This window comes from Streptomyces sp. NPDC006516, from assembly GCF_040611875.1.
Classification (GTDB): Bacteria; Actinomycetota; Actinomycetes; order Streptomycetales; family Streptomycetaceae; genus Streptomyces.
In genome coordinates, this window is the sequence record NZ_JBEXPD010000001.1 from 1,098,196 (window position 1) to 1,117,004 (window position 18,809).

The following is an 18,809-nucleotide window of genomic DNA, read 5'->3' on the forward strand; positions in this document are numbered from 1 at the left end:
GGACCCGGCCCCCGCACCCACCCGCGACCAGGCCACCACCCGGCCGTCTAAGCTCGCTGACCATGACCACGAGCGACATCGACGCCTACGCCACCGCCGAGCTGAACCGACTACGCGAAAGCATCGACAACATCGACGCCGCAGTCGTCCACATGCTCGCCGAGCGCTTCAAGGCGACCCAGCAGGTCGGCCACCTCAAGGCCGAACACCACCTGCCGCCCGCCGACCCGGCCCGCGAAGCCCGCCAGATCGCCCGGCTGCGGCAGCTCGCCGAGAGCGCCAAGCTCGACCCCGCCTTCGCCGAGAAGCTCCTGAACTTCATCGTCGCCGAAGTCATCCGCCACCACGAGCGCATCGCCGAGGAGACAGCGGGCCCCGACGCCTGACCCCGACCGGCCGCGTGCGGCACCCCCGCCGCAGGCGGCCGGCACCCCGCGCACCCCCCGGACACACCGGGGCGCAGCAGGCCCGCACCGCCCGTCAGCCCTGCGAGAACCCCACTGCACAGGCCCCCGGCCGTACGGCAGCATGGGCGCCATGTCCGTACTGACGCGCAACGAAGCGCAGACCCGCGCCCAGCTCCTCGACGTACACCGCTACACGGTCGACCTCGACCTCACCACGGGTGAGGAGACCTTCGACTCCCGGACCGCCATCCGGTTCACCGCCCACGAGGCCGGAGACACCTTCGTCGAGATCAAGCCGGAAACCCTGCGCGCCCTCAGCCTCGACGGACAGCCGCTGGACCCCGCACGCCTCGACGGGAACCGCTACCCCCTCGACCGCCTCACCGAAGGCCCCCACGAACTCACCGTCGACGCCACCATGCGCTACTCCCGCACCGGCGAAGGCATGCACCGCTTCACCGACCCCGCCGACGGCGAGACCTACGTCTACACCCAGCTCTTCATGGACGACGTCCAGCGCGTCTTCGCCGCCTTCGACCAGCCCGACCTCAAATCGGTCTTCGACATCACCGTCACCGCCCCCACCGGCTGGACGGTCCTCGGCAACGGAACCACCACCCAGGCCACCGACGGCCACTGGACCATCGCCCCCACCCCACCCATCTCCACCTACCTCGTCGCCGTCGCCGCCGGACCCTGGCACTCCGTCACCACCCACCACGCAGGACTGCCCTTCGGCATCCACTGCCGCCGCTCCCTCGCCCCCCACCTCGACGCCGACGCCGACGAGATCCTCGGCATCACCCGCGCCTGCTACGACCGCTACCACGAGAAGTTCGACGAGCCCTACCCCTTCGACTCCTACGACCAGGCATTCGTCCCCGAATTCAACGCCGGCGCCATGGAGAACCCCGGACTCGTCACCTTCCGCGACGAATTCATCTACCGCTCCGCCGTCACCGACACCGAGCGCCAGACCCGCGCCATGGTCATCGCCCACGAGATGGCCCACATGTGGTTCGGCGACCTCGTCACCCTCACCTGGTGGGACGACATCTGGCTCAACGAGTCCTTCGCCGAGTACATGGGCTACCAGACCCTCACCGAAGCCACCCGCTTCACCGACACCTGGACCGACTTCGGCGTCGCCCGCAAGGGCTGGGGCTACGACGCCGACCAGCGCCCCACCACCCACCCCGTCGCCCCCGACCCCGACTCCGTCCCCGACACCGCCTCCGCCCTCCTCAACTTCGACGGCATCTCCTACGCCAAGGGCGCCTCCGCCCTGCGCCAGCTCGTCGCCTGGCTCGGCGAGAAGGACTTCCTCGCCGGAATCAACACCCACTTCACCCGCCACAAGTTCGCCAACGCCACCCTCGCCGACTTCATCGACAGCCTCGCCACCGCCACCGACCGCGACGTCCACACCTGGGCCACCAGCTGGCTCCGCACCACCGGCATCGACACCCTCACCGCCCACGTCGAGAACACCGGCAACAGCTGGAACCTCACCGTCGACCGCACCGGCAACCGCCCCCACCGCATCACCGTCGGCACCTACGACCACAGCCTCGACACCCAGACAGGCACCGAACAACTCGTCCTGCGCGACCGCTTCGAACTCGACATCCCCCAGGACGGCACCCCCTCCACCCACCTCGGCCTCCGCCCCGACCTCGTCGTCCTCAACGACAACGACCTCACCTACGCCAAGATCCGCCTCGACACCCCGTCCTGGGACACCGCCCTCACCCACCTCTCCGGCATCCCCGACGCCCTCACCCGCGCCCTCCTCTGGAACACCGCCCGCGACATGGTCCGCGACGGCGAACTCCACCCCGCCACCTACCTCACCGCCGCCCGCACCCACCTCCCGTACGAGACCGACCTCGCCCTCGTCCAAGGCGTCCTCGGCTTCGCAGCCACCCACATCACCGACCGCTACCTCGCCCCCCAGGACCGCCCCACCGCCCTCGCCACCCTCACCTCCCTCTGCCGCGACCTCCTGCGCCGCACCGAAGGCCTCACCGCCAAGGACTGGGAACCCAACCACGACGGCACCCCGCCCGGCAGCCCCGACCCCGGCCTCCGCCTCACCGCCGTACGCCACTTCATCGACGCCGCCACCCAGCCCGACGGCATCCAGGACTGGCTCACCGAAGGCACCGTCCCCGGCGGACCCGAACTCGACCCCGAACTCCGCTGGCGCATCCTCACCCGCCTCGCCGTCCTCGGCGCCACCGACGAAGCCGCCATCGCCCAGGAACTCGGCAACGACCCCAGCGCCACCGGACAGGAAGGCGCCGCCCGCTGCCGCGCCGCCCTCCCCACCCCCGAAGCCAAAGAAGCCGCCTGGCAGGCCATGTTCACCGAGGACACCCTGTCCAACTACCTCTTCACCGCCACCGCCCAAGGCTTCTGGCAACCCGAACAGAGCGACCTCCTGAACGACTACGTCGCCCGCTACTACCCCGACGCCACCGCCCTCGCCGCCCGCCGTGGACCCGCCATGGCCGAAGCCGCCGGACGCTACGCCTTCCCCGCCCACGCCATCGACACCGACAGCCTCCGGCTCGGCACCGCCACCCTCGACGACCCCGACCTCACCCCCGCACTCCGCCGCAAACTCACCGACCAGCTCGACGACCTGCGCCGCGCACTCGCCGTACGCGAAGCCCACTGACCCACACACCGCACCACCCCTGTGCCCGGCCCCTTCGACAGAAAGGCCGGGCACAGTCATGCGAGCAACGAACGCCTATACCAGCCCCACCGCCGCCCACCCACCCGCACCGCACAGCAGTACCCCTTTCGGGTTCAGATCGTTGGGCTCTTCGGCCGCCCCCTCCGAAATCCGGACAAGCTGACCCCACCGCCCCCGCCCACCCGAAGGACCACACCACCCATGCCCATCCCACCCCTCGCCGGAGGCACCGCAGGCCCCGCCCACCTGCGCCCCCTCCTCGACACCGTCCTCGAAGCCCTCCACGACGGAGCCACCCGCCGCAACGGCCCCCTCCCCGCCGGCGGCCCCCACACCGTCACCCACCACCTCCACCACACCACCGGCCCCCTCATCCCCGACCACGGAACCGGCGCCCACCACGCCCTGCGCACCCTCGTCACCGCCCTCGCCGAAGGCGCCGCAGACCCCGCACACCCCCACTGCGCCGCCCACCTCCACACCCCACCCCTCGCCCTCGCCGCAGCAGCCGACCTCGCCGCCTCCGCCCTCAACCCCTCCATGGACTCCTGGGACCAGGCCCCCGCCGCCTCCGCCCTCGAAACCACCCTCACCACCGCACTCGCCGCCGAGATCTACCCCCACACCCCCCACCCCGACGCCCTCGTCACCACCGGCGGCACCGAAGCCAACCAACTCGCCCTCCTCCTCGCCCGCGAACGCCACGGCCCCGTACAGACCATCTGCGCCGCCAACGCCCACCACAGCATCACCCGCGCCGCCTGGCTCCTCGGCCTCCCACAACCCGTCGTCATCCCCGCCCCCACCGGCGTCATGGACCTCACCGCACTCCGCGACGCCCTCCTCCGCAACGACGGCCCCCTCCTCGTCACCGCCACCGCAGGCACCACCGACACCGGCCAGATCGACCCCCTCACCGACATCGCCGACCTCACCACCACCCACGGCGCCGAACTCCACATCGACGCCGCCTACGGCGGACCCCTCCTCTTCAGCCCCACCCACCGCCACGCCCTGCGCAGCCTCCACCGCGCCCACAGCGTCACCCTCGACCTGCACAAACTCGGCTGGCAACCCGCCTCAGCAGGCATCCTCGCCGTACCCCACCACCACGACCTCGACCCCCTCCACCACCACGCCCCCTACCTCAACGCCGACGACGACACCGACGCCGGACTCCCCGACCTCCTCGGCCGCTCCCTGCGCACCACCCGACGCCCCGACGCCCTCAAGATCGCCGTCACCCTCCAGGCACTCGGCCGCGACGGACTCGCCGACCTCATCGACCGCACCATCACCACCGCCCACCAACTCGCCGACCTCATCGACGAACACCCCGCACTCGAGCTCTACGCCCGCCCCACCATCAGCACCGTCCTCTTCCGCCCCACCCACACCGACGACACCACCGTCGCCACCATCCGCCGCACCCTCCTCGAACAAGGCCACGCCGTCCTCGGCCGCGCCCGCACCCACGACCGCCTCTGGCTCAAAGCCACCCTCCTCAACCCCCACACCACCCCCGACGACCTCCAGCAGCTCCTCACCCACGTCACCCACGCCCACACCCACGCCACCACGGAAGGCAGCACCCCCCGATGACCGACCGGACCACCCCCGAAGGCGACCGGACCCACGACCTCATCGGCATCGGACTCGGCCCCTTCAACCTCTCCCTCGCAGCCCTCGCCCACGGCCTCCCCACCACCCCCGGCCACGCCCTCACCACCGCCTTCTACGAACAACGCCCCGCCTTCCACTGGCACCCCGGCCTCCTCATCGACGGCGCCACCCTCCAAGTCCCCTTCCTCGCCGACCTCACCACCCTCGCCGACCCCACCAGCCCCTGGACCTTCCTCAACTACCTCCGTACCCGAGACCGCCTCTACCCCTTCTACTTCGCCGAGCAGTTCCACATCCAACGAGCCGAATACGACGCCTACTGCCGCTGGGTCAGCGAACAACTCCCCACCATCCACTTCAACCACCAGATCGACGCCATCCACTGGAACACCGACCGCGGCCTCTACGAAGTCGACTACACCCGCCTCCGCCCCGACGGAGAAACCGAAGCACTCGGCCGCACCCACACCCGCCACATCGCCCTCGGCGTCGGCACCGCACCCTTCATCCCCGAACCCCTGCGCCCCCTCGCACAAGCCCCCGGCGTCCCCGTCATCCACAGCGCCGACTACCTCCACCACCGCGACGAACTCCTCGAAGCCGGCCACATCACCGTCATCGGCTCAGGCCAGTCCGGCGCCGAAATCTTCCTCGACCTCCTCCGCGCCCGCCCCCGCGGAGCCGAGAAGATCCACTGGCTCGCCCGCACCCAGGCCTTCGCACCCATGGAGTACTCAAAACTCGGCCTCGAACACTTCACCCCCGACTACACCCACTACTTCCACGCACTCCCCGAACACGTACGCGACAACCTCGTCCCCCAGCAGTGGCAACTCCACAAAGGCATCGACACCGACACCATCTCCGCCATCCACGACGAGCTCTACCGGCGCACCCTCCACGGCGGCTGGCCGGACGCCACCCTCACCCCCGGAGTCAGCGTCCGCACCGCAGGCCGCCTCTCAGGCGCCGGCACCCGCATCGAACTCCACCTCGAACACACCCAGCAGGCCACCCGCACCCGCCTCACCACCGACGCCGTCGTCCTCGCCACCGGCTACCGCGAACGCCCCCTCGACACCCTCCTCACCGGCATCGCCCCCCACATCCGCCGCGACACCCAAGGACGCCCCCGCATCCACACCGACTTCCGCCTCGACCTCGACCCCACCCTCACCGGCAACATCTACGTCCAGAACGCCGAACGCCACACCCACGGAGTCGGCGCCCCCGACCTCGGACTCGCCGCCTGGCGCAGCGCCACCATCCTCAACAACCTCACCGGCACCACCCCCTACCCCCTCCCACAACGCACCGCCTTCACCACCTTCGGCCTCACCCCCCACACAGCGCCCACCGTCCCCGGACAGGGCAACCCGTTCACGCACCTCGCACAAGGCCACTGAGCACCTCCAGGGCGAGGAAACCGACGGCGGAGGGAAGGAACACGGAGAGCCATGACCGCAGCGCTCTCCGCGGCCGAGGGCGCCCGAGCCGGATCCTCCAGACCCGAAAGACCCCAGGGCGAAAGGCATGTCGATGACCGACCCCAGGTGCCATGACGCCCACCATGATCATCACCGCAGCCCCCGCAGCCCCCGCAGCCCCCGCAGCCCCCGCAGCCGACTCCACTCCCACCGGAGTCCTGGCACTCCTCGCCGCGCTCGGAATCGCAGCCATCTGGTACGGAGGAAGGTGGGCATTCGACATCCGTGGCGCCACAGGCGCCACGCTCGCACGCAGACGGGCCGCTCTGGACGTCAAGGCGCAGCAGACCGGAAACCTCGGCCTCACCCAGACCGACGGCATCGGCCATTTTTCTTCAGATGCTTGGGAACCATCATCACCACGGGAGGAGTCATCCTGCTGGCGCTCAGCGCGATCCTGGCAACCACCTGAACTCCGCCGCCCCACCGGGAACACAGAAGCGGCCGCTCCCCCGAAGGGGAACGGCCGCCCCACACCGGCCGGCGGAACAGCGGACCGCGTACCGGTCAGAACACCGGCACACCCTCCCGCGTCAGACGCCAGTCCACCGACGCGAACTCCGCCGGATCAACCGTCCCCTTCGCCTCGACCCAACCGATGATCGTGTTCCGGATCTCATCCGAATTCGCCCACAACTGCTTCGCCCCCGGCACATGCGGGAAGTTACCCCCACCACTCGCCCGGTAATTGTTCACCGCGAACACGAACCGCGCCGCCGGATCCACCGGCGCACCCTCGAACGACAACCCCACGATCCGCGAACCCACCGGCTTCGCGACATCGATCTCGTACGTCACCCCCGACACCACGTCATAGTTGTAATCCGGAATACCCTCCGCATTCGTCAGCTTCGACGTGTCCACCGGCGCCCCCGCAGCCGTCTGCACGTAATACCGCGCCGAGTACTCCAGATAATCCTTCAACTGCGCACCCGTCAGCAGCCGCGCCTCCAGCGTGTTCTCGAACGGATACAGACCCGCCGCATCCTTGATCGTCACCTCACCCGCGGGAATCGCCGCCGTACGCGAGAAACACGCCGCCTGCGACAGCACCGGCAACGCCGCGTACTCCCCGCCCGCCAGCGCCGCCTTCACCGTCTCCGCCTGCACCACGTTGATCAGATCGATGACCGGCTCGTCCTTCCACGGCGCATCCACCGTCGACATCGCCGACACCGACGTCCCGATCACCTGGTTCACATACGCCACGACCTTCGTGTGCTCGTCACCGAGCAACGACGTGATCCGCGGGTCCTCCTCCACGGTGTTCGAGTTCAGCACCGAAGCGCCGACCTTCTCGACCACCCAACGGCCCTTCTCCCACACCAGATCGAAATCGAACAGCGTCAGCCGCTGCCCCCACTTCAACGGCTCCGACAGAACGACCTGCTTCCCCGTCTCCTTGTTCGTCACGAAGTACTCGGGAATCTCCGAATGCGCGTGACCCACCAGAATCGCGTCGATCCCCGGCACCTGCTCCGCCACCAGTCCCGCCGCGTTCTCGACGTACGGCAACTGATCCCCGTACGACGACGTACCCGACGAACCCGAATGCGCCGAAACGATCACCACATCCGCACCCATCGAACGAAGCTTCGGCACCCACTTCGCCGCCTGCTCCTCAAGACCCGGGAACACCATCTTCCCGCCCACATTCGCCTTGTCCCAGATCGCGATACCCGGATTCGTCAGCCCCAGCACCGCCACCCGCACATCACGGCCGTGCGGCGTCCGCAACCGCTTGATCACATACGGAGCGAACGCCGGCCGCAACGTCTTCGCATCCAGCGCATTCGCACCCAGCAGCGGGAAATCACACTGCTCCTCGAACTTCCGCAGCACCGGAATCCCGTAATTGAACTCATGGTTCCCGAGCGCTGCCGCGTCATAGCCGATCTTGTTCATCGCCTGCGCCATAGGATGCACCGGACCACGCTTCGCCGTGATCGGATCGATCTTCGCGTAGTAGTACGACAACTGAGTGCCCTGGATCGTGTCCCCGGCGTCGATCAGCAGCGTGTTGCGGCGCCCCCGGTCCTCCCGGATCTGATCCACCAGCGTCGAGATCTTCGCCAGCCCGACATCGTTGTGCGCCTTGTCGTCGAACTCCTTGTCCGTGAAGTAGTCCCAGTTGAAGACGTTCCCGTGCAGGTCCGTCGTCCCCATCACGGTGAACGAGTACCGCTTCGCCGGACGGCCGTGACCGTGCCCCCGCGACTCCGAGGCCGCCGCCGGCCCGGCACCGACCCCTCCGGCCAGCGCCACACCCGCACCGGCGACAGCCGAACGGCCCAGAAACGTCCTACGGTTCAACGGCATCCTTGACTCCTCGTTCGTACGAACAACGCGCGTAGATTCTGGCCCAGCCACCACCACCCGCAACACCCCGGGCAGGTTGCGATCTGATGACCAGCGACAACCGCGCACCCGGCCCGGCGCAGCCCGTACACGCTCATCGGAGCACCCCGCCGCACAATTCAACACTTGGCAATAACCCTTAACCCAAAGGCCGTTGCGCAGTCATGCAGAGACAAATACCTACCCACAGGTAAGGTCTAGGCTCGAACCATGCGCCGAGCGAAAATCGTTTGTACCCTGGGACCCGCAACCGACACATACGACCAGATCAAGGCACTGGTCGAAGCGGGAATGGACATCGCCCGCTTCAACCTCAGCCACGGCACCTACGCCGAACACGAAGAGCGCTACCACCGCGTCCGTAAAGCGTCCGAGGAAACCGGCCGCAGTGTAGGAATCCTCGCCGACCTTCAAGGCCCGAAGATCCGCCTCGGCCGCTTCGCCGAAGGCCCCGTACTCCTTGAACGCGGCGACGACTTCACCATCACCGTCGAACCCATGGAAGGCGACCGCCACACCTGCGGCACCACCTACGACGGCCTCGCCGCCGACGTCACCGCAGGCGAACGCATCCTCATCGACGACGGCCGCGTAACCCTCGAAGTCACCCAGGTCGACGGACCCCGCGTCCACACCACCGTCATCGAAGGCGGCATGGTCTCCGACCACAAGGGACTCAACCTCCCCGGAGTCGCCGTCTCCGTCCCCGCACTCTCCGAGAAGGACATCGAAGACCTCCGCTGGGCCCTGCGCACCGGCGCCGACATCATCGCCCTCTCCTTCGTGCGCACCGGACGCGACATCGACGACGTCCACCGCATCATGAAGGAGGAGAACCGTCACCTCCCGGTCATCGCCAAGGTCGAGAAGCCCCAGGCCGTCGACAACATCGACGACATCGTCGCCGCCTTCGACGGCATCATGGTCGCCCGCGGCGACCTCGGCGTCGAAATGCCCCTGGAACAGGTCCCGATCGTCCAGAAGCGCGCCATCAAGCTGGCCAAGCGCAACGCCAAGCCGGTCATCGTCGCCACACAGATGCTCGACTCGATGATCGACAACTCCCGGCCCACGCGCGCCGAGGCCTCCGACGTCGCCAACGCCGTCATCGACGGCACGGACGCGGTGATGCTCTCCGGCGAGACGAGCGTCGGCAAATACCCCGTCGAGACCGTCCGCACCATGGCCCGCATCGTCGAGGCGGCCGAGGAGGACATCCTCGCCAAGGGCCTGCCGCCCCTCACCGACCGCAACAAGCCGCGCACCCAGGGCGGCGCGGTCGCCCGCGCGGCGGCCGAGATGGGCGACTTCCTCGGCGCCAAGTTCCTGGTGGCCTTCACCCAGAGCGGCGACACCGTCAAGCGCCTCTCCCGCTACCGCTCCCCGATCCCGCTCCTCGCCTTCACCCCGGACACGGCCACCCGCGCGCAGCTGAACCTCACGTGGGGCGTCGAGACGTTCCTCGGGCCGCACGTGGACTCGACGGACGCGATGGTGGCCCAGGTGGACGAGGAGTTGCTGAGGATCGGCCGGTGCCAGAAGGGCGACGTCGTGGTCATCACGGCAGGCTCACCGCCCGGGGTCGCCGGCTCGACGAACCTGGTACGGGTGCACCACATCGGCGAGGACGACAGCCCGAAGTAGACAACGGTCGTCAGTACTTCGGCCCGACGTGAGCGTCCATGAGGGCCACGGACGCCCGTCGGGCTACGGAGATGTTCAACGGAGTGCTGCCGCGAGCGAGGGTGGTCCACTCGACACCTACGGCGGTGAGCGTGTTGCTGAAGAGCTTGCGGATGTCGTCAGACTTGTTGGTGAAGAAGTACCGGGGGTATTCGTACCGTTTTCGCTCGCCTCGGATGAGTCGAGTGGTCCAGTTGATGACCCGGCAGCCGTCGGAGTGGATGAGACCGCGGATGAACTCCCACGGGTGGGCGTCCACGATCTGCTGTTGCCACGGTTCGAGCGTGATCGTGCGGTTGTGCTTCTTGCCCGGCCCGTGCTGAGGGAAGAAGCAGGGCCAGTGCTTGCTGAAGCTCGTGACGTACTGACATCCCTGACTCTGCACTCGGCAGACTTTGTTGGCCGGCCGCGCGCGCTGTACGGCGTCGACGCAGGCGTCGATGAGCCCCGGCCAGGCGTCGGCGCACGCGATGCGGAGTGAGTAGACGCCCCGCTTGCCGGGGCTGATGCAGCCGTCACCGAGATACAGGCCGAGCAGGTAGGAGTACGCGCCAGGGTCATCGGGGAGTCTCGGGGTGCTGCTGCACCGAGGGCACTCCGCGCCTCGGTCATAACCGAGAGGCTCTATTCGTTGCAGCCAGGAACGGATGGCAGCTCGGGAGATCCCGGTCTGCTTGCTCACGGAGTTCTGGCTGAAGCCTTGAGTGACGAGCGCCAGAGCCTGCTTGCGCGTATCGAGGTCGTACACGGTGTCGACCCTGGCGCACGAAGCTGGCGCGGAGGCAGACTCGCGAAAGGCAATCACACGATCTCGTGGATTGAGACCAAGTTGCTGCAGCCTTGGAAAGTAAGGAAAAGTGCCCCAGGTGGGATTCGAACCCACACTGTCCGCTGTTTGAGAGCGGCCTCTCTAACCAGTTGGAGTACTGGGGCCTTAGAAAGTAAGGGCATCGCCTGCCCTGCGTAGTGTCACCATATCGTAGCTAGGTAGGCTCGTGGGAGCTGTACCTGCCCTGGAACAAGGAGCCCCCGTGACCACGCCCGAGTCGCCCCAGCCCGTAGACGCCGTCGACGACGACAAGTCGCACGTCCCGCCGCTGACGACCCGCGTCGTCATCGCCGAGGACGAGGCGCTGATCCGCCTCGACCTCAAGGAGATGCTGGAGGAAGAGGGCTACTCCGTCGTCGGCGAGGCCGGGGACGGGCAGCAGGCCGTGGAGCTGGCGCGGGAGCACCGCCCCGACCTCGTGATTCTCGATGTGAAGATGCCGGTCCTCGACGGGATCTCCGCCGCCGAGAAGATCACCGAGGAGTCCATCGCCCCGGTCCTGATGCTGACGGCGTTCTCGCAGCGCGACCTGGTGGAGCGGGCCCGGGACGCCGGTGCGATGGCGTATCTGGTGAAGCCGTTCAGCAAGAGCGACGTGGTCCCGGCCATCGAGATGGCCGTGTCCCGGTTCGCCGAGCTGAAGGCGCTGGAGAACGAGATCGCGGACCTGTCGCAGCGGCTGGAGACCCGGAAGCTGGTGGACCGGGCGAAGAGCATCCTCCAGACGGATTACGGGCTCTCCGAGCCGGCCGCGTTCCGCTGGATCCAGAAGACGTCGATGGACCGCCGGATGTCCATGCAGCAGCTGGCCGAGGCGCTGATCGAGGACGCCGAGGAGAAGAAGAAGGCCGCCGAGTAGGCGCCACGCGGACGACGAGAAGGGCCTGCCCCCGGAGGTGTCCGGGGGCAGGCCCTTCTCGTGTGCCCGGGTGCTCAGTCCTCGCCGAGGTAGGCCTTGCGGACCGACTCGTCGTGGAGCAGGTCGGCGCCCGTGCCGGAGAGGACGACCTTGCCGACCTCCATGACGTGGCCCTGGTCCGCGAGGGAGAGGGCCGCCTGGGCGTTCTGCTCGACGAGCAGGATCGTGGTGCCCGACGCCTTGAGCTCGACGATGGTCTCCATGATCTTCTGCATCATGATCGGTGAGAGACCCATGGAGGGCTCGTCGAGCATGAGCAGCTTGGGCTGGGACATGAGTGCGCGTCCCATGGCGAGCATCTGCTGCTCGCCTCCGGAGAGGGTTCCGGCGGCCTGCTTTCGTCGTTCCCCGAGGATGGGGAAGAGGTCGTAGGCGCGCTGGATGTCCTTCTCGATGCCTGCCTTGTCGCTGCGGAGGTAGGCGCCGAGGAGGAGGTTCTCGGCGATCGTCAGCCGGGGGAAGATGTGGCGTCCCTCGGGGGAGTGGGCGATGCCCAGGGAGACGATCTTGTGTGCCGGGATGCCGGTGAGCGGCTGGCCCTCGAAGAGGATGCGGCCGCCGGAGGGCTTGAGGAGTCCGGAGAGGGTGCGCAGGGTGGTGGTCTTGCCCGCACCGTTGGTGCCGATGAGGGTGACGACCTGGCCGGCCTCGACGGTGAAGGAGATGCCCTTGACGGCTTCGATCTTGCCGTAGGCGACGCGGAGGTCTTCGACCTCGAGCAGTGCGGTCATCGGGTGTCCTCCTCCTCGGTGGTGGTGGTGTCGGTGGTGGCCGGGGTGTCCTTCTTGCCGGCGCCGGTGCTCGTGCCCGCTGCGGAGGCTTCGGCGGCTTCGACCTCGGCGGCCTCCTCGGCGCCGGGGGCGCCTTCGAAGGGGGTGCCGAGGTAGGCGGCGACGACGCGTTCGTCGCCCTGGACGACGGGGGCGGTGCCCTCGACGAGTTTCTCGCCCTGGACGAGTACGGCGACGCGGTCGCAGAGGTTGAAGATGAACCGCATGTCGTGCTCGATGACGAGTACGGCGATGCCCTGGTCCCGGATGGCGAAGATGAGTTCTTCGGTGACGCGGGTTTCCTGGGGGTTCATGCCGGCGGTGGGCTCGTCCAGGAGGAGGAGGCCGGGGTCGCTGGCGAGGGCGCGGGCGATCTCCAGCTTGCGCTGGTCTCCGTAGGGGAGGTTGCGCGCGAGGTGGTCGGCCTTGTCGGCGAGACCGATGAACTCCAGGAGTTCCATGGAGCGTTCGCGGCTGGCGTTCTCCGCCTTCTTGTAGCCGGGCAGACGCAGGAGGGCGGACCAGAGGCCTTCCTTGGTCCTGGTGTGGCGTCCGACGAGGACGTTCTCCAGGACGGTCATGTTGGCGAAGAGGCGGATGTTCTGGAAGGTGCGGGCGATGCCTGCCTGGGTGACGAGGTGGGGCTTGGGCGGCAGGACGGTGCCCTTGTAGCTGACCTTGCCCTCGGTGGGGACGTAGAGGCCGGTGAGGCAGTTGAAGAAGGTGGTCTTGCCGGCGCCGTTGGGTCCGATGAGGCCGACGATCTCGCCCGCGTTGACGGTGAGATTGACGTCGCGTACGGCGGTGAGGCCGCCGAAGCGCATGGTGACGCCGCTGGCGTCGAGGACCGTGGTGCCGGTGGTGGGTGTGTCTGTCTTGGTCATGGTGGTCACGCCCCCGCCTTCGTGGTGCCGGCGGCCGTGTCGGTGAGTGGTGTGTCCGGTGGTACGTCGAGCTGGCCGGTCTCGTGGAATTCGAGCTGCTTCCTGCGGTCGGCGACGAGGCCTTCGGGGCGGAAGCGCATGAGCAGGATGAGGGCGATTCCGAAGAGGAAGAGCTGGTAGTCCTGCATGAACTGGAGCTTGGCCGGGATGAGGTAGAGCAGTGCGGCGCCGACGAGGGGTCCGCTGAGGGTTCCCATGCCGCCGAGGATGACGGCGGCGAGGAGGAAGGCGGAGTTCGGGGGTACGGAGCCGGCGAACTGGTACTGCTCGGGGGTGACCGTGTAGGAGACGTGTGCCTGCACGGTTCCGGCGAGGCCGGCCAGGGTGGCGCCGAGGGCGAAGGCGAGCAGCTTGAGCCGGAAGGCGTTGATGCCCATGGCGGTGGCGGCGGTCTCGTCCTCGCGGATGGCGACCCAGGCGCGGCCGATGCGGGATTCTCCGGAGCGTCGGAAGACGAGGACGACGACGGCGGTGAAGAGGAGCATCAGCAGGTAGTAGTTGGCGGACCTGCCGAGGGTGATGCCGCCGATGTCGTGGCTGATCCCGAAGTCGAAGCCGAGGAGCTTGAGGTCCGGGATGCTGGGGATGCCCTGGGAGCCGTTGGTGAGGTCGGGGCCGCTGACGCCGTTGAGGGCGTTGACGGTGAGCCGGAAGATCTCTCCGAAGCCGAGGGTGACGATGGCGAGGTAGTCGCCGCGGAGCCGGAGTGTCGGGGCGCCGATGACGACGCCGAAGACGAGTGAGGCTGCGGCGCCGGTGAGGACGGCGGCCCAGAAGGGGAACTGGACGCCGACGGGGGAGAGGGGGCTGCCGGAGACGAGTGCGGCGGCGTAGGCGCCGACGCCGAGGAAGGCGACGTATCCGAGGTCGAGGAGGCCGGCGAGGCCGACGACGACGTTCAGGCCGAGTGCGACGGTCGCGAAGATGAGGATGTTGGCGCCGATGAGGGCGTATTCCTCGTTCTGCTGGGTGAAGGGGAAGCAGAAGGCTGCGACGAGTGCGGCGCACAGGGTGACGTTGCGGTGCTTGGCGGTCAGCGTGGTGACGCGGGCGATGAGGCCGGCGCGGGTGAGTGCGGTGAAGCCGAAGGCGACGGCGATGACGTAGCCGATGAAGAGTTCGGCGTATTCGGTGTCGATGCCGTAGACGAAGACTTCGAGCGCGACGCCGAAGGCTCCGGCGATGATGAGGATCTCGGCCCAGGAGGGGAGTGCCTTGGCGCGGGCGGGTGCCGGGGCGCGGAGGCTGCCGAGGAAGCGCTTGAGTGCGTTGGTGCCGGTGGTGTCGTCCAGGGGCAGGTCGTTGGGGAGTCCGAGGGAGGCGACGGCGGCGACGAGTGCGCCGACGAGGCTGATCCAGGCGCCGGGCTCCAGTTCGATCGCGCCGAGGAGGTTGCCGTTGTCGTCCTTGGTGAGGATGACGGCGATGACGGTGTAGGCGGTGGTGACGAGGGTTCCGAGGGCGAGCAGCCGGGTGGGGCTGTTGGTGCCGCCGGGGGTGAGCCAGCGCAGGCCCTTGATGCCGTAGCCGGAGAGGGCGAAGAGCAGGGTGAGTGCTGCGCTGATGAGGGTGAGGACCTGGAGGCCGCCGGGGTAGCCGGTGACGGTGAGGTCGCCGGGGAAGGTGTCGGTGTAGGTCCAGGCGAGGAAGGTGCCGATGAGGGCGAGTGCGGCGCCGGTGGTGGTGGCGGCGCGGGCTGCTGTGGTGGGCAGCGGGAGGGTGGCGGTGTTCGCGGTGGGGGTCGTGGTGGTCATCGGTATCACGCCCTGTCCGCGACGCGTTCGCCCAGCAGGCCTTGCGGGCGTATGAGGAGGACGAGGATGAGGAGTACGAAGGCCCAGACGTCCTTCCAGGCGCCGCCTCCGAAGAGTTCCATGCCGGGTACTTCGCTCATGTAGCCGGTGGCGAGGGCTTCGGCGACGCCGAGGACGACTCCGCCGAGCATGGCGCCGTAGATGTTGCCGATGCCGCCGAGTACGGCGGCGGTGAAGGCTTTGAGGCCCATGATGAAGCCCATGCGGAAGCCGATCTGGCCGTTCTTGAGCCCGTAGGCGACGGCGGCGACGGCGGCGAACGCGGCACCGATGGCGAAGGCCATGACGATGATGCGGTCGGTGTTGATGCCCATGAGCTTGGCGGTGTCGGGGTCCTGCGAGGTGGCCTGCATGCCGCGGCCGGCTCGTGTCTTGGAGACGAAGAGGCCGAGGGCGAGCATGCAGACGGGGGCGGCGATGAGGACGAAGAGGTCGCCGCGCTGGATGTGGGCGCCGAAGATGTCGATCGCTTCGCCCTTGAACTGGGGGAAGGAGCGGTCCTTGGTGGCGTCGGGGTACCACATCCATACGGCCTGCTGGAGTGCGAGGGAGAGGCCGATGGCGGTGATGAGGGGGGCTAGGCGTGGTGCCGTGCGCAGGGGCCGGTAGGCGAAGCGTTCGGCGGCGACGCTGACGGCGACGGAGCAGATGACTCCGCCGGCGATCATGAGGGGTATCGCAGCGAGCAGGGAGAGTCCGGACGGAAGCCCGAGGTAGACCGTGAGGGCTCCGAAGCCCCCGATCATGAAGATCTCGCCGTGTGCGAAGTTGATGAGCTGGATGATTCCGTAGACCATCGTGTAGCCGATCGCGATGAGACCGTACATCGCGCCGAGGATGAGTCCATTGGCCAGCTGTTGCGGCAGTTCGTTCACCGCAGGGCCTCCGTGGAGTGGTTCGGATATGGCACCGCGCGGGAGCGCTCGTAGCGCTCCCGCGCGGGTGGTTTGCGTGCGCTGTGGCTGTGGTGGGTCCTTGCGGACCTACTTGACGGCCTCGCTGAGCTTGGAGACCCACTTGCCGCCGGTGACCTGGTAGGCGGTCATGAGGGTGTTGGTGGTGTCGCCGTACTCGTCGAAGGCGACGGGGCCGGTGACGCCTTCGAAGCTGACCTTGGCCATGGCGTCGAGGACCTTGGCGCGGGCGTCGTCGGGGAGCTTGCCGTCGTTCTCGGCGACGACTGCCTTGACGGCCTCGATGATCGCCCAGGTGGCGTCGTAGGTGCCGCCGCCGTAGGCCTCGTAGGCGTCCTTGTAGCCGGCGGTCTTGTAGTCGGCGATGAACTTCTTCGCGGAGTCGAGCTCTTCGACGGGCTTGCCGACGGAGGTGGCGATGTCGCCTTCGGCCTTCTTGTTGAGCTTGATGAAGTCGGCGCTGTACATGCCGTCGCCGCCCATGAGGGGGATCTTGACGCTATCCTTGAGCTGCTGGCTCAGGGGTGCGCCGGCGGGGTACTCGCCGCCGTAGTAGACGGCCTTGGCGCCGGAGCTCTTGACCTTGGTGACGACGGAGTTGAAGTCGCGGTCGTCGGGGTTGATGTGGTCGGTTCCGACGATCTTTCCGCCGAGCTCGGTGAAGGTGGTCTTGAAGGAGGCGGCGAGGCCGGCGCCGTAGGGCTTCTGGTCGTCGATGAGGTAGACGTCCTTGACCTTGGCGGTCTTGAAGAGGTAGTTCGCGGCGAAGGCGCCCTGGATGGCGTCGGTGGTGGCGGTGCGGAAGTAGGCCGCGTAGGGGCGCTTCTTGTCGCCGGTCTTCCAGTTGTTGCCCTGGGTCAGCTCGGTGCCGGTGTTGGCGGGGGAGACCTGGGTGAGCTTGGCGTCGGTGAAGGGCTTCTGCATCGACTGGGCGACGCCGGAGTTCAGCGGGCCGACGACGCCGAGGAGGTCCTTGTTGCCGATGAACTTCTGGGCGTTCTGCTGGCCGACGGAGGGCTGGGCCTGGTCGTCGAGCGCCTGGAGTTCGAATTTGATGCCGGGGACGGTCTTGTCCTTGTTGGCGGTCTTGACGGCGAGGTCGGCGGAGTTCTTGATGCCGAGGCCGAGGGCGGAGAGGTCGCCGGTCAGGGGTGCGTCGACACCGATGACGACGGTCTGGGTGTCGCCACTGCCGCTGCCCTTGGAGTCGTCGTCGCGCGAGCCGCAGGCGGTGAGCGTGAGTGCGCCTGTGGTGAGCACTGTGGTGAGGATGAGCAAAGAACGGTGTCGCACGAAAGGTCCTTTCCCTGGCGCGGCCTCCTCTGCTGAGGTGCCGTGACGTTCGCCGGGCCGTACTGGTCTGAGGGCCGTGCAGTGGACGCGCCCGGCGGCGCGGTGACTGGCCGTGACTCTAAGGGCAGGTGAGGGGGTGCGGGACGGGTCGGCTGATGATGTGACTGTCTTGTTATGCCGTGGGGAAGGCTTCGTGGTCACTGTGTGGACATGTACGGCTTTTCGTCCGGGGGAGAAGTGACCGCATGGTGAGAACGCGCAGCTCTGCTAAGGGGCTTGGGGCGATCTTGGTGCTGTCGCGCGAATCGGGGCGGAAGGGGCGCGGCGGGCGGTCGCGGGGTGGGTCGGGGTGTGGCGGGCGGGCTTTTACGTGTATTGCACACATGTTACGCAGTGTTACATCCGCGGGATGTGTTTGACATGCGGCGCGTGCGGCGTAGCTGTTGAAGTGGGTCAAGGAACAGCTCTGCCGGGCAGGGGTGTTGACCGTGCGTGTTCGGCAACTTCCCGGAAATCTTCCGGATATGGGTCTGCCCGGTCCGGTATGCGGTGTGCATTCCGGCCGGGCAGAGGGGTGTTGGGCGTGCGGTGTCAGTCCGTGGCGGGGCGAGGTGCGTCGCGCAGCAGGCAGGTGAGGCGGGCGGTGCAGACCCGCTTGTCGTGCTCGTCGGTGATGACGATCTCGTACGTGGCGGTGGAGCGGCCCCGGTGGACGGGGGTGGCGACGCCGGTGACGAGTCCGTTGCGGGCGCCCCGGTGGTGGGTGCAGTTCAGGTCGACGCCCACGGCGATCTTGGTGGCGCCGCCGTGGAGCATGCTGCCGACGGAGCCGAGGGTCTCGGCGAGGACGGCGGAGGCGCCGCCGTGGAGCAGTCCGTAGGGCTGGGTGTTGCCCTCGACCGGCATGGTGCCCACGACGCGGTCGGCGGAGGCCTCGACGATCCTGACGCCCATGCGCTCGCCGAGGTGCCCGGCGGAGAAGAGTGCCGGGAGGTCGACGCCGAGTGCGGCGTACTCGTCGATGATCTCCTGGGGGAACGTGGGTGCGGTGTGCTCGCCCATGG

The 18,809-nt window shown here is 68.1% G+C and carries 14 protein-coding genes and 1 tRNA gene; 6 read left to right on the forward strand and 9 right to left on the reverse strand.

Going from position 1 to position 18,809, the window contains the following annotated elements; translation table 11 throughout:
* Window positions 1-62 precede the first annotated feature (62 nt).
* From ABZY45_RS04845 to ABZY45_RS04860, 4 genes are all read left to right on the forward strand, one after another.
* Window positions 63-386: a chorismate mutase gene (locus ABZY45_RS04845; RefSeq protein WP_145802271.1), complete on the forward strand. Its 324-nt coding sequence runs from the start codon at window positions 63-65 to the stop codon at window positions 384-386.
* A 151-nt stretch (window positions 387-537) separates the two neighbouring features.
* A complete protein-coding gene (gene pepN, locus ABZY45_RS04850) occupies window positions 538-3,090 on the forward strand; it encodes an aminopeptidase N (RefSeq protein ID WP_356736118.1) in 2,553 nt (850 codons plus the stop codon).
* Window positions 3,091-3,312: 222 nt separating this feature from the next.
* Window positions 3,313-4,713: an aminotransferase class V-fold PLP-dependent enzyme gene (locus tag ABZY45_RS04855; RefSeq protein WP_356736120.1), complete on the forward strand. Its 1,401-nt coding sequence runs from the start codon at window positions 3,313-3,315 to the stop codon at window positions 4,711-4,713.
* Entirely contained in the window at window positions 4,710-6,140 is a 1,431-nt protein-coding gene (locus tag ABZY45_RS04860; RefSeq protein WP_356736122.1) for a SidA/IucD/PvdA family monooxygenase, read from the forward strand. Before ABZY45_RS04855 ends, ABZY45_RS04860 begins: the two co-directional genes overlap by 4 nt.
* A gap of 588 nt (window positions 6,141-6,728) precedes the next feature.
* Here the strand turns inward: ABZY45_RS04860 and ABZY45_RS04865 are convergent.
* Complete coding sequence (locus tag ABZY45_RS04865) at window positions 6,729-8,540, reverse strand: 5'-nucleotidase C-terminal domain-containing protein (RefSeq protein WP_356736124.1); 1,812 nt, start codon at window positions 8,538-8,540, stop codon at window positions 6,729-6,731.
* Window positions 8,541-8,789: 249 nt separating this feature from the next.
* Here ABZY45_RS04865 and pyk point away from each other — a divergent pair, with 249 nt between their 5' ends.
* The gene (gene pyk, locus ABZY45_RS04870) at window positions 8,790-10,223 is read left to right on the forward strand and encodes a pyruvate kinase (protein ID WP_356736126.1); all 1,434 of its coding nucleotides are present in this window, start codon (window positions 8,790-8,792) and stop codon (window positions 10,221-10,223) included.
* A gap of 10 nt (window positions 10,224-10,233) precedes the next feature.
* On the opposite strand, the gene ABZY45_RS04875 is transcribed toward pyk, so the two are convergent.
* Window positions 10,234-11,010 (reverse strand): transcriptional regulator, encoded by a 777-nt coding sequence (locus tag ABZY45_RS04875; RefSeq protein ID WP_356736128.1) that lies wholly within the window; start codon window positions 11,008-11,010, stop codon window positions 10,234-10,236.
* 110 nt (window positions 11,011-11,120) lie between these two features.
* Window positions 11,121-11,195 (reverse strand) — tRNA-Leu (locus ABZY45_RS04880).
* Between the two features lie 98 nt (window positions 11,196-11,293).
* Between ABZY45_RS04880 and ABZY45_RS04885 the strand changes: the two genes are divergently transcribed.
* Window positions 11,294-11,950, forward strand: coding sequence for a response regulator (locus tag ABZY45_RS04885; protein ID WP_145802285.1), 657 nt, complete (start codon window positions 11,294-11,296; stop codon window positions 11,948-11,950).
* Between the two features lie 74 nt (window positions 11,951-12,024).
* On the opposite strand, the gene ABZY45_RS04890 is transcribed toward ABZY45_RS04885, so the two are convergent.
* From ABZY45_RS04890 to ABZY45_RS04915, 6 genes are all read right to left on the reverse strand, one after another.
* Window positions 12,025-12,741, reverse strand: coding sequence for an ABC transporter ATP-binding protein (locus ABZY45_RS04890; RefSeq protein WP_356736130.1), 717 nt, complete (start codon window positions 12,739-12,741; stop codon window positions 12,025-12,027).
* A complete protein-coding gene (locus tag ABZY45_RS04895) occupies window positions 12,738-13,664 on the reverse strand; it encodes an ABC transporter ATP-binding protein (RefSeq protein WP_356736132.1) in 927 nt (308 codons plus the stop codon). Before ABZY45_RS04895 ends, ABZY45_RS04890 begins: the two co-directional genes overlap by 4 nt.
* A gap of 5 nt (window positions 13,665-13,669) precedes the next feature.
* A complete protein-coding gene (locus ABZY45_RS04900; RefSeq protein ID WP_356736134.1) occupies window positions 13,670-15,478 on the reverse strand; it encodes a branched-chain amino acid ABC transporter permease in 1,809 nt (602 codons plus the stop codon).
* A gap of 5 nt (window positions 15,479-15,483) precedes the next feature.
* On the reverse strand, window positions 15,484-16,413 hold the full coding sequence (locus ABZY45_RS04905) for a branched-chain amino acid ABC transporter permease (protein ID WP_356736136.1): 930 nt from the start codon (window positions 16,411-16,413) through the stop codon (window positions 15,484-15,486).
* Window positions 16,414-16,521: 108 nt separating this feature from the next.
* On the reverse strand, window positions 16,522-17,730 hold the full coding sequence (locus tag ABZY45_RS04910; RefSeq protein WP_356736599.1) for a branched-chain amino acid ABC transporter substrate-binding protein: 1,209 nt from the start codon (window positions 17,728-17,730) through the stop codon (window positions 16,522-16,524).
* A gap of 606 nt (window positions 17,731-18,336) precedes the next feature.
* Window positions 18,337-18,807, reverse strand: a complete 471-nt coding sequence (locus ABZY45_RS04915) for a hotdog fold thioesterase (RefSeq protein WP_356736138.1) — start codon at window positions 18,805-18,807, stop codon at window positions 18,337-18,339.
* Between the last annotated feature and the right edge of the window lie 2 nt (window positions 18,808-18,809).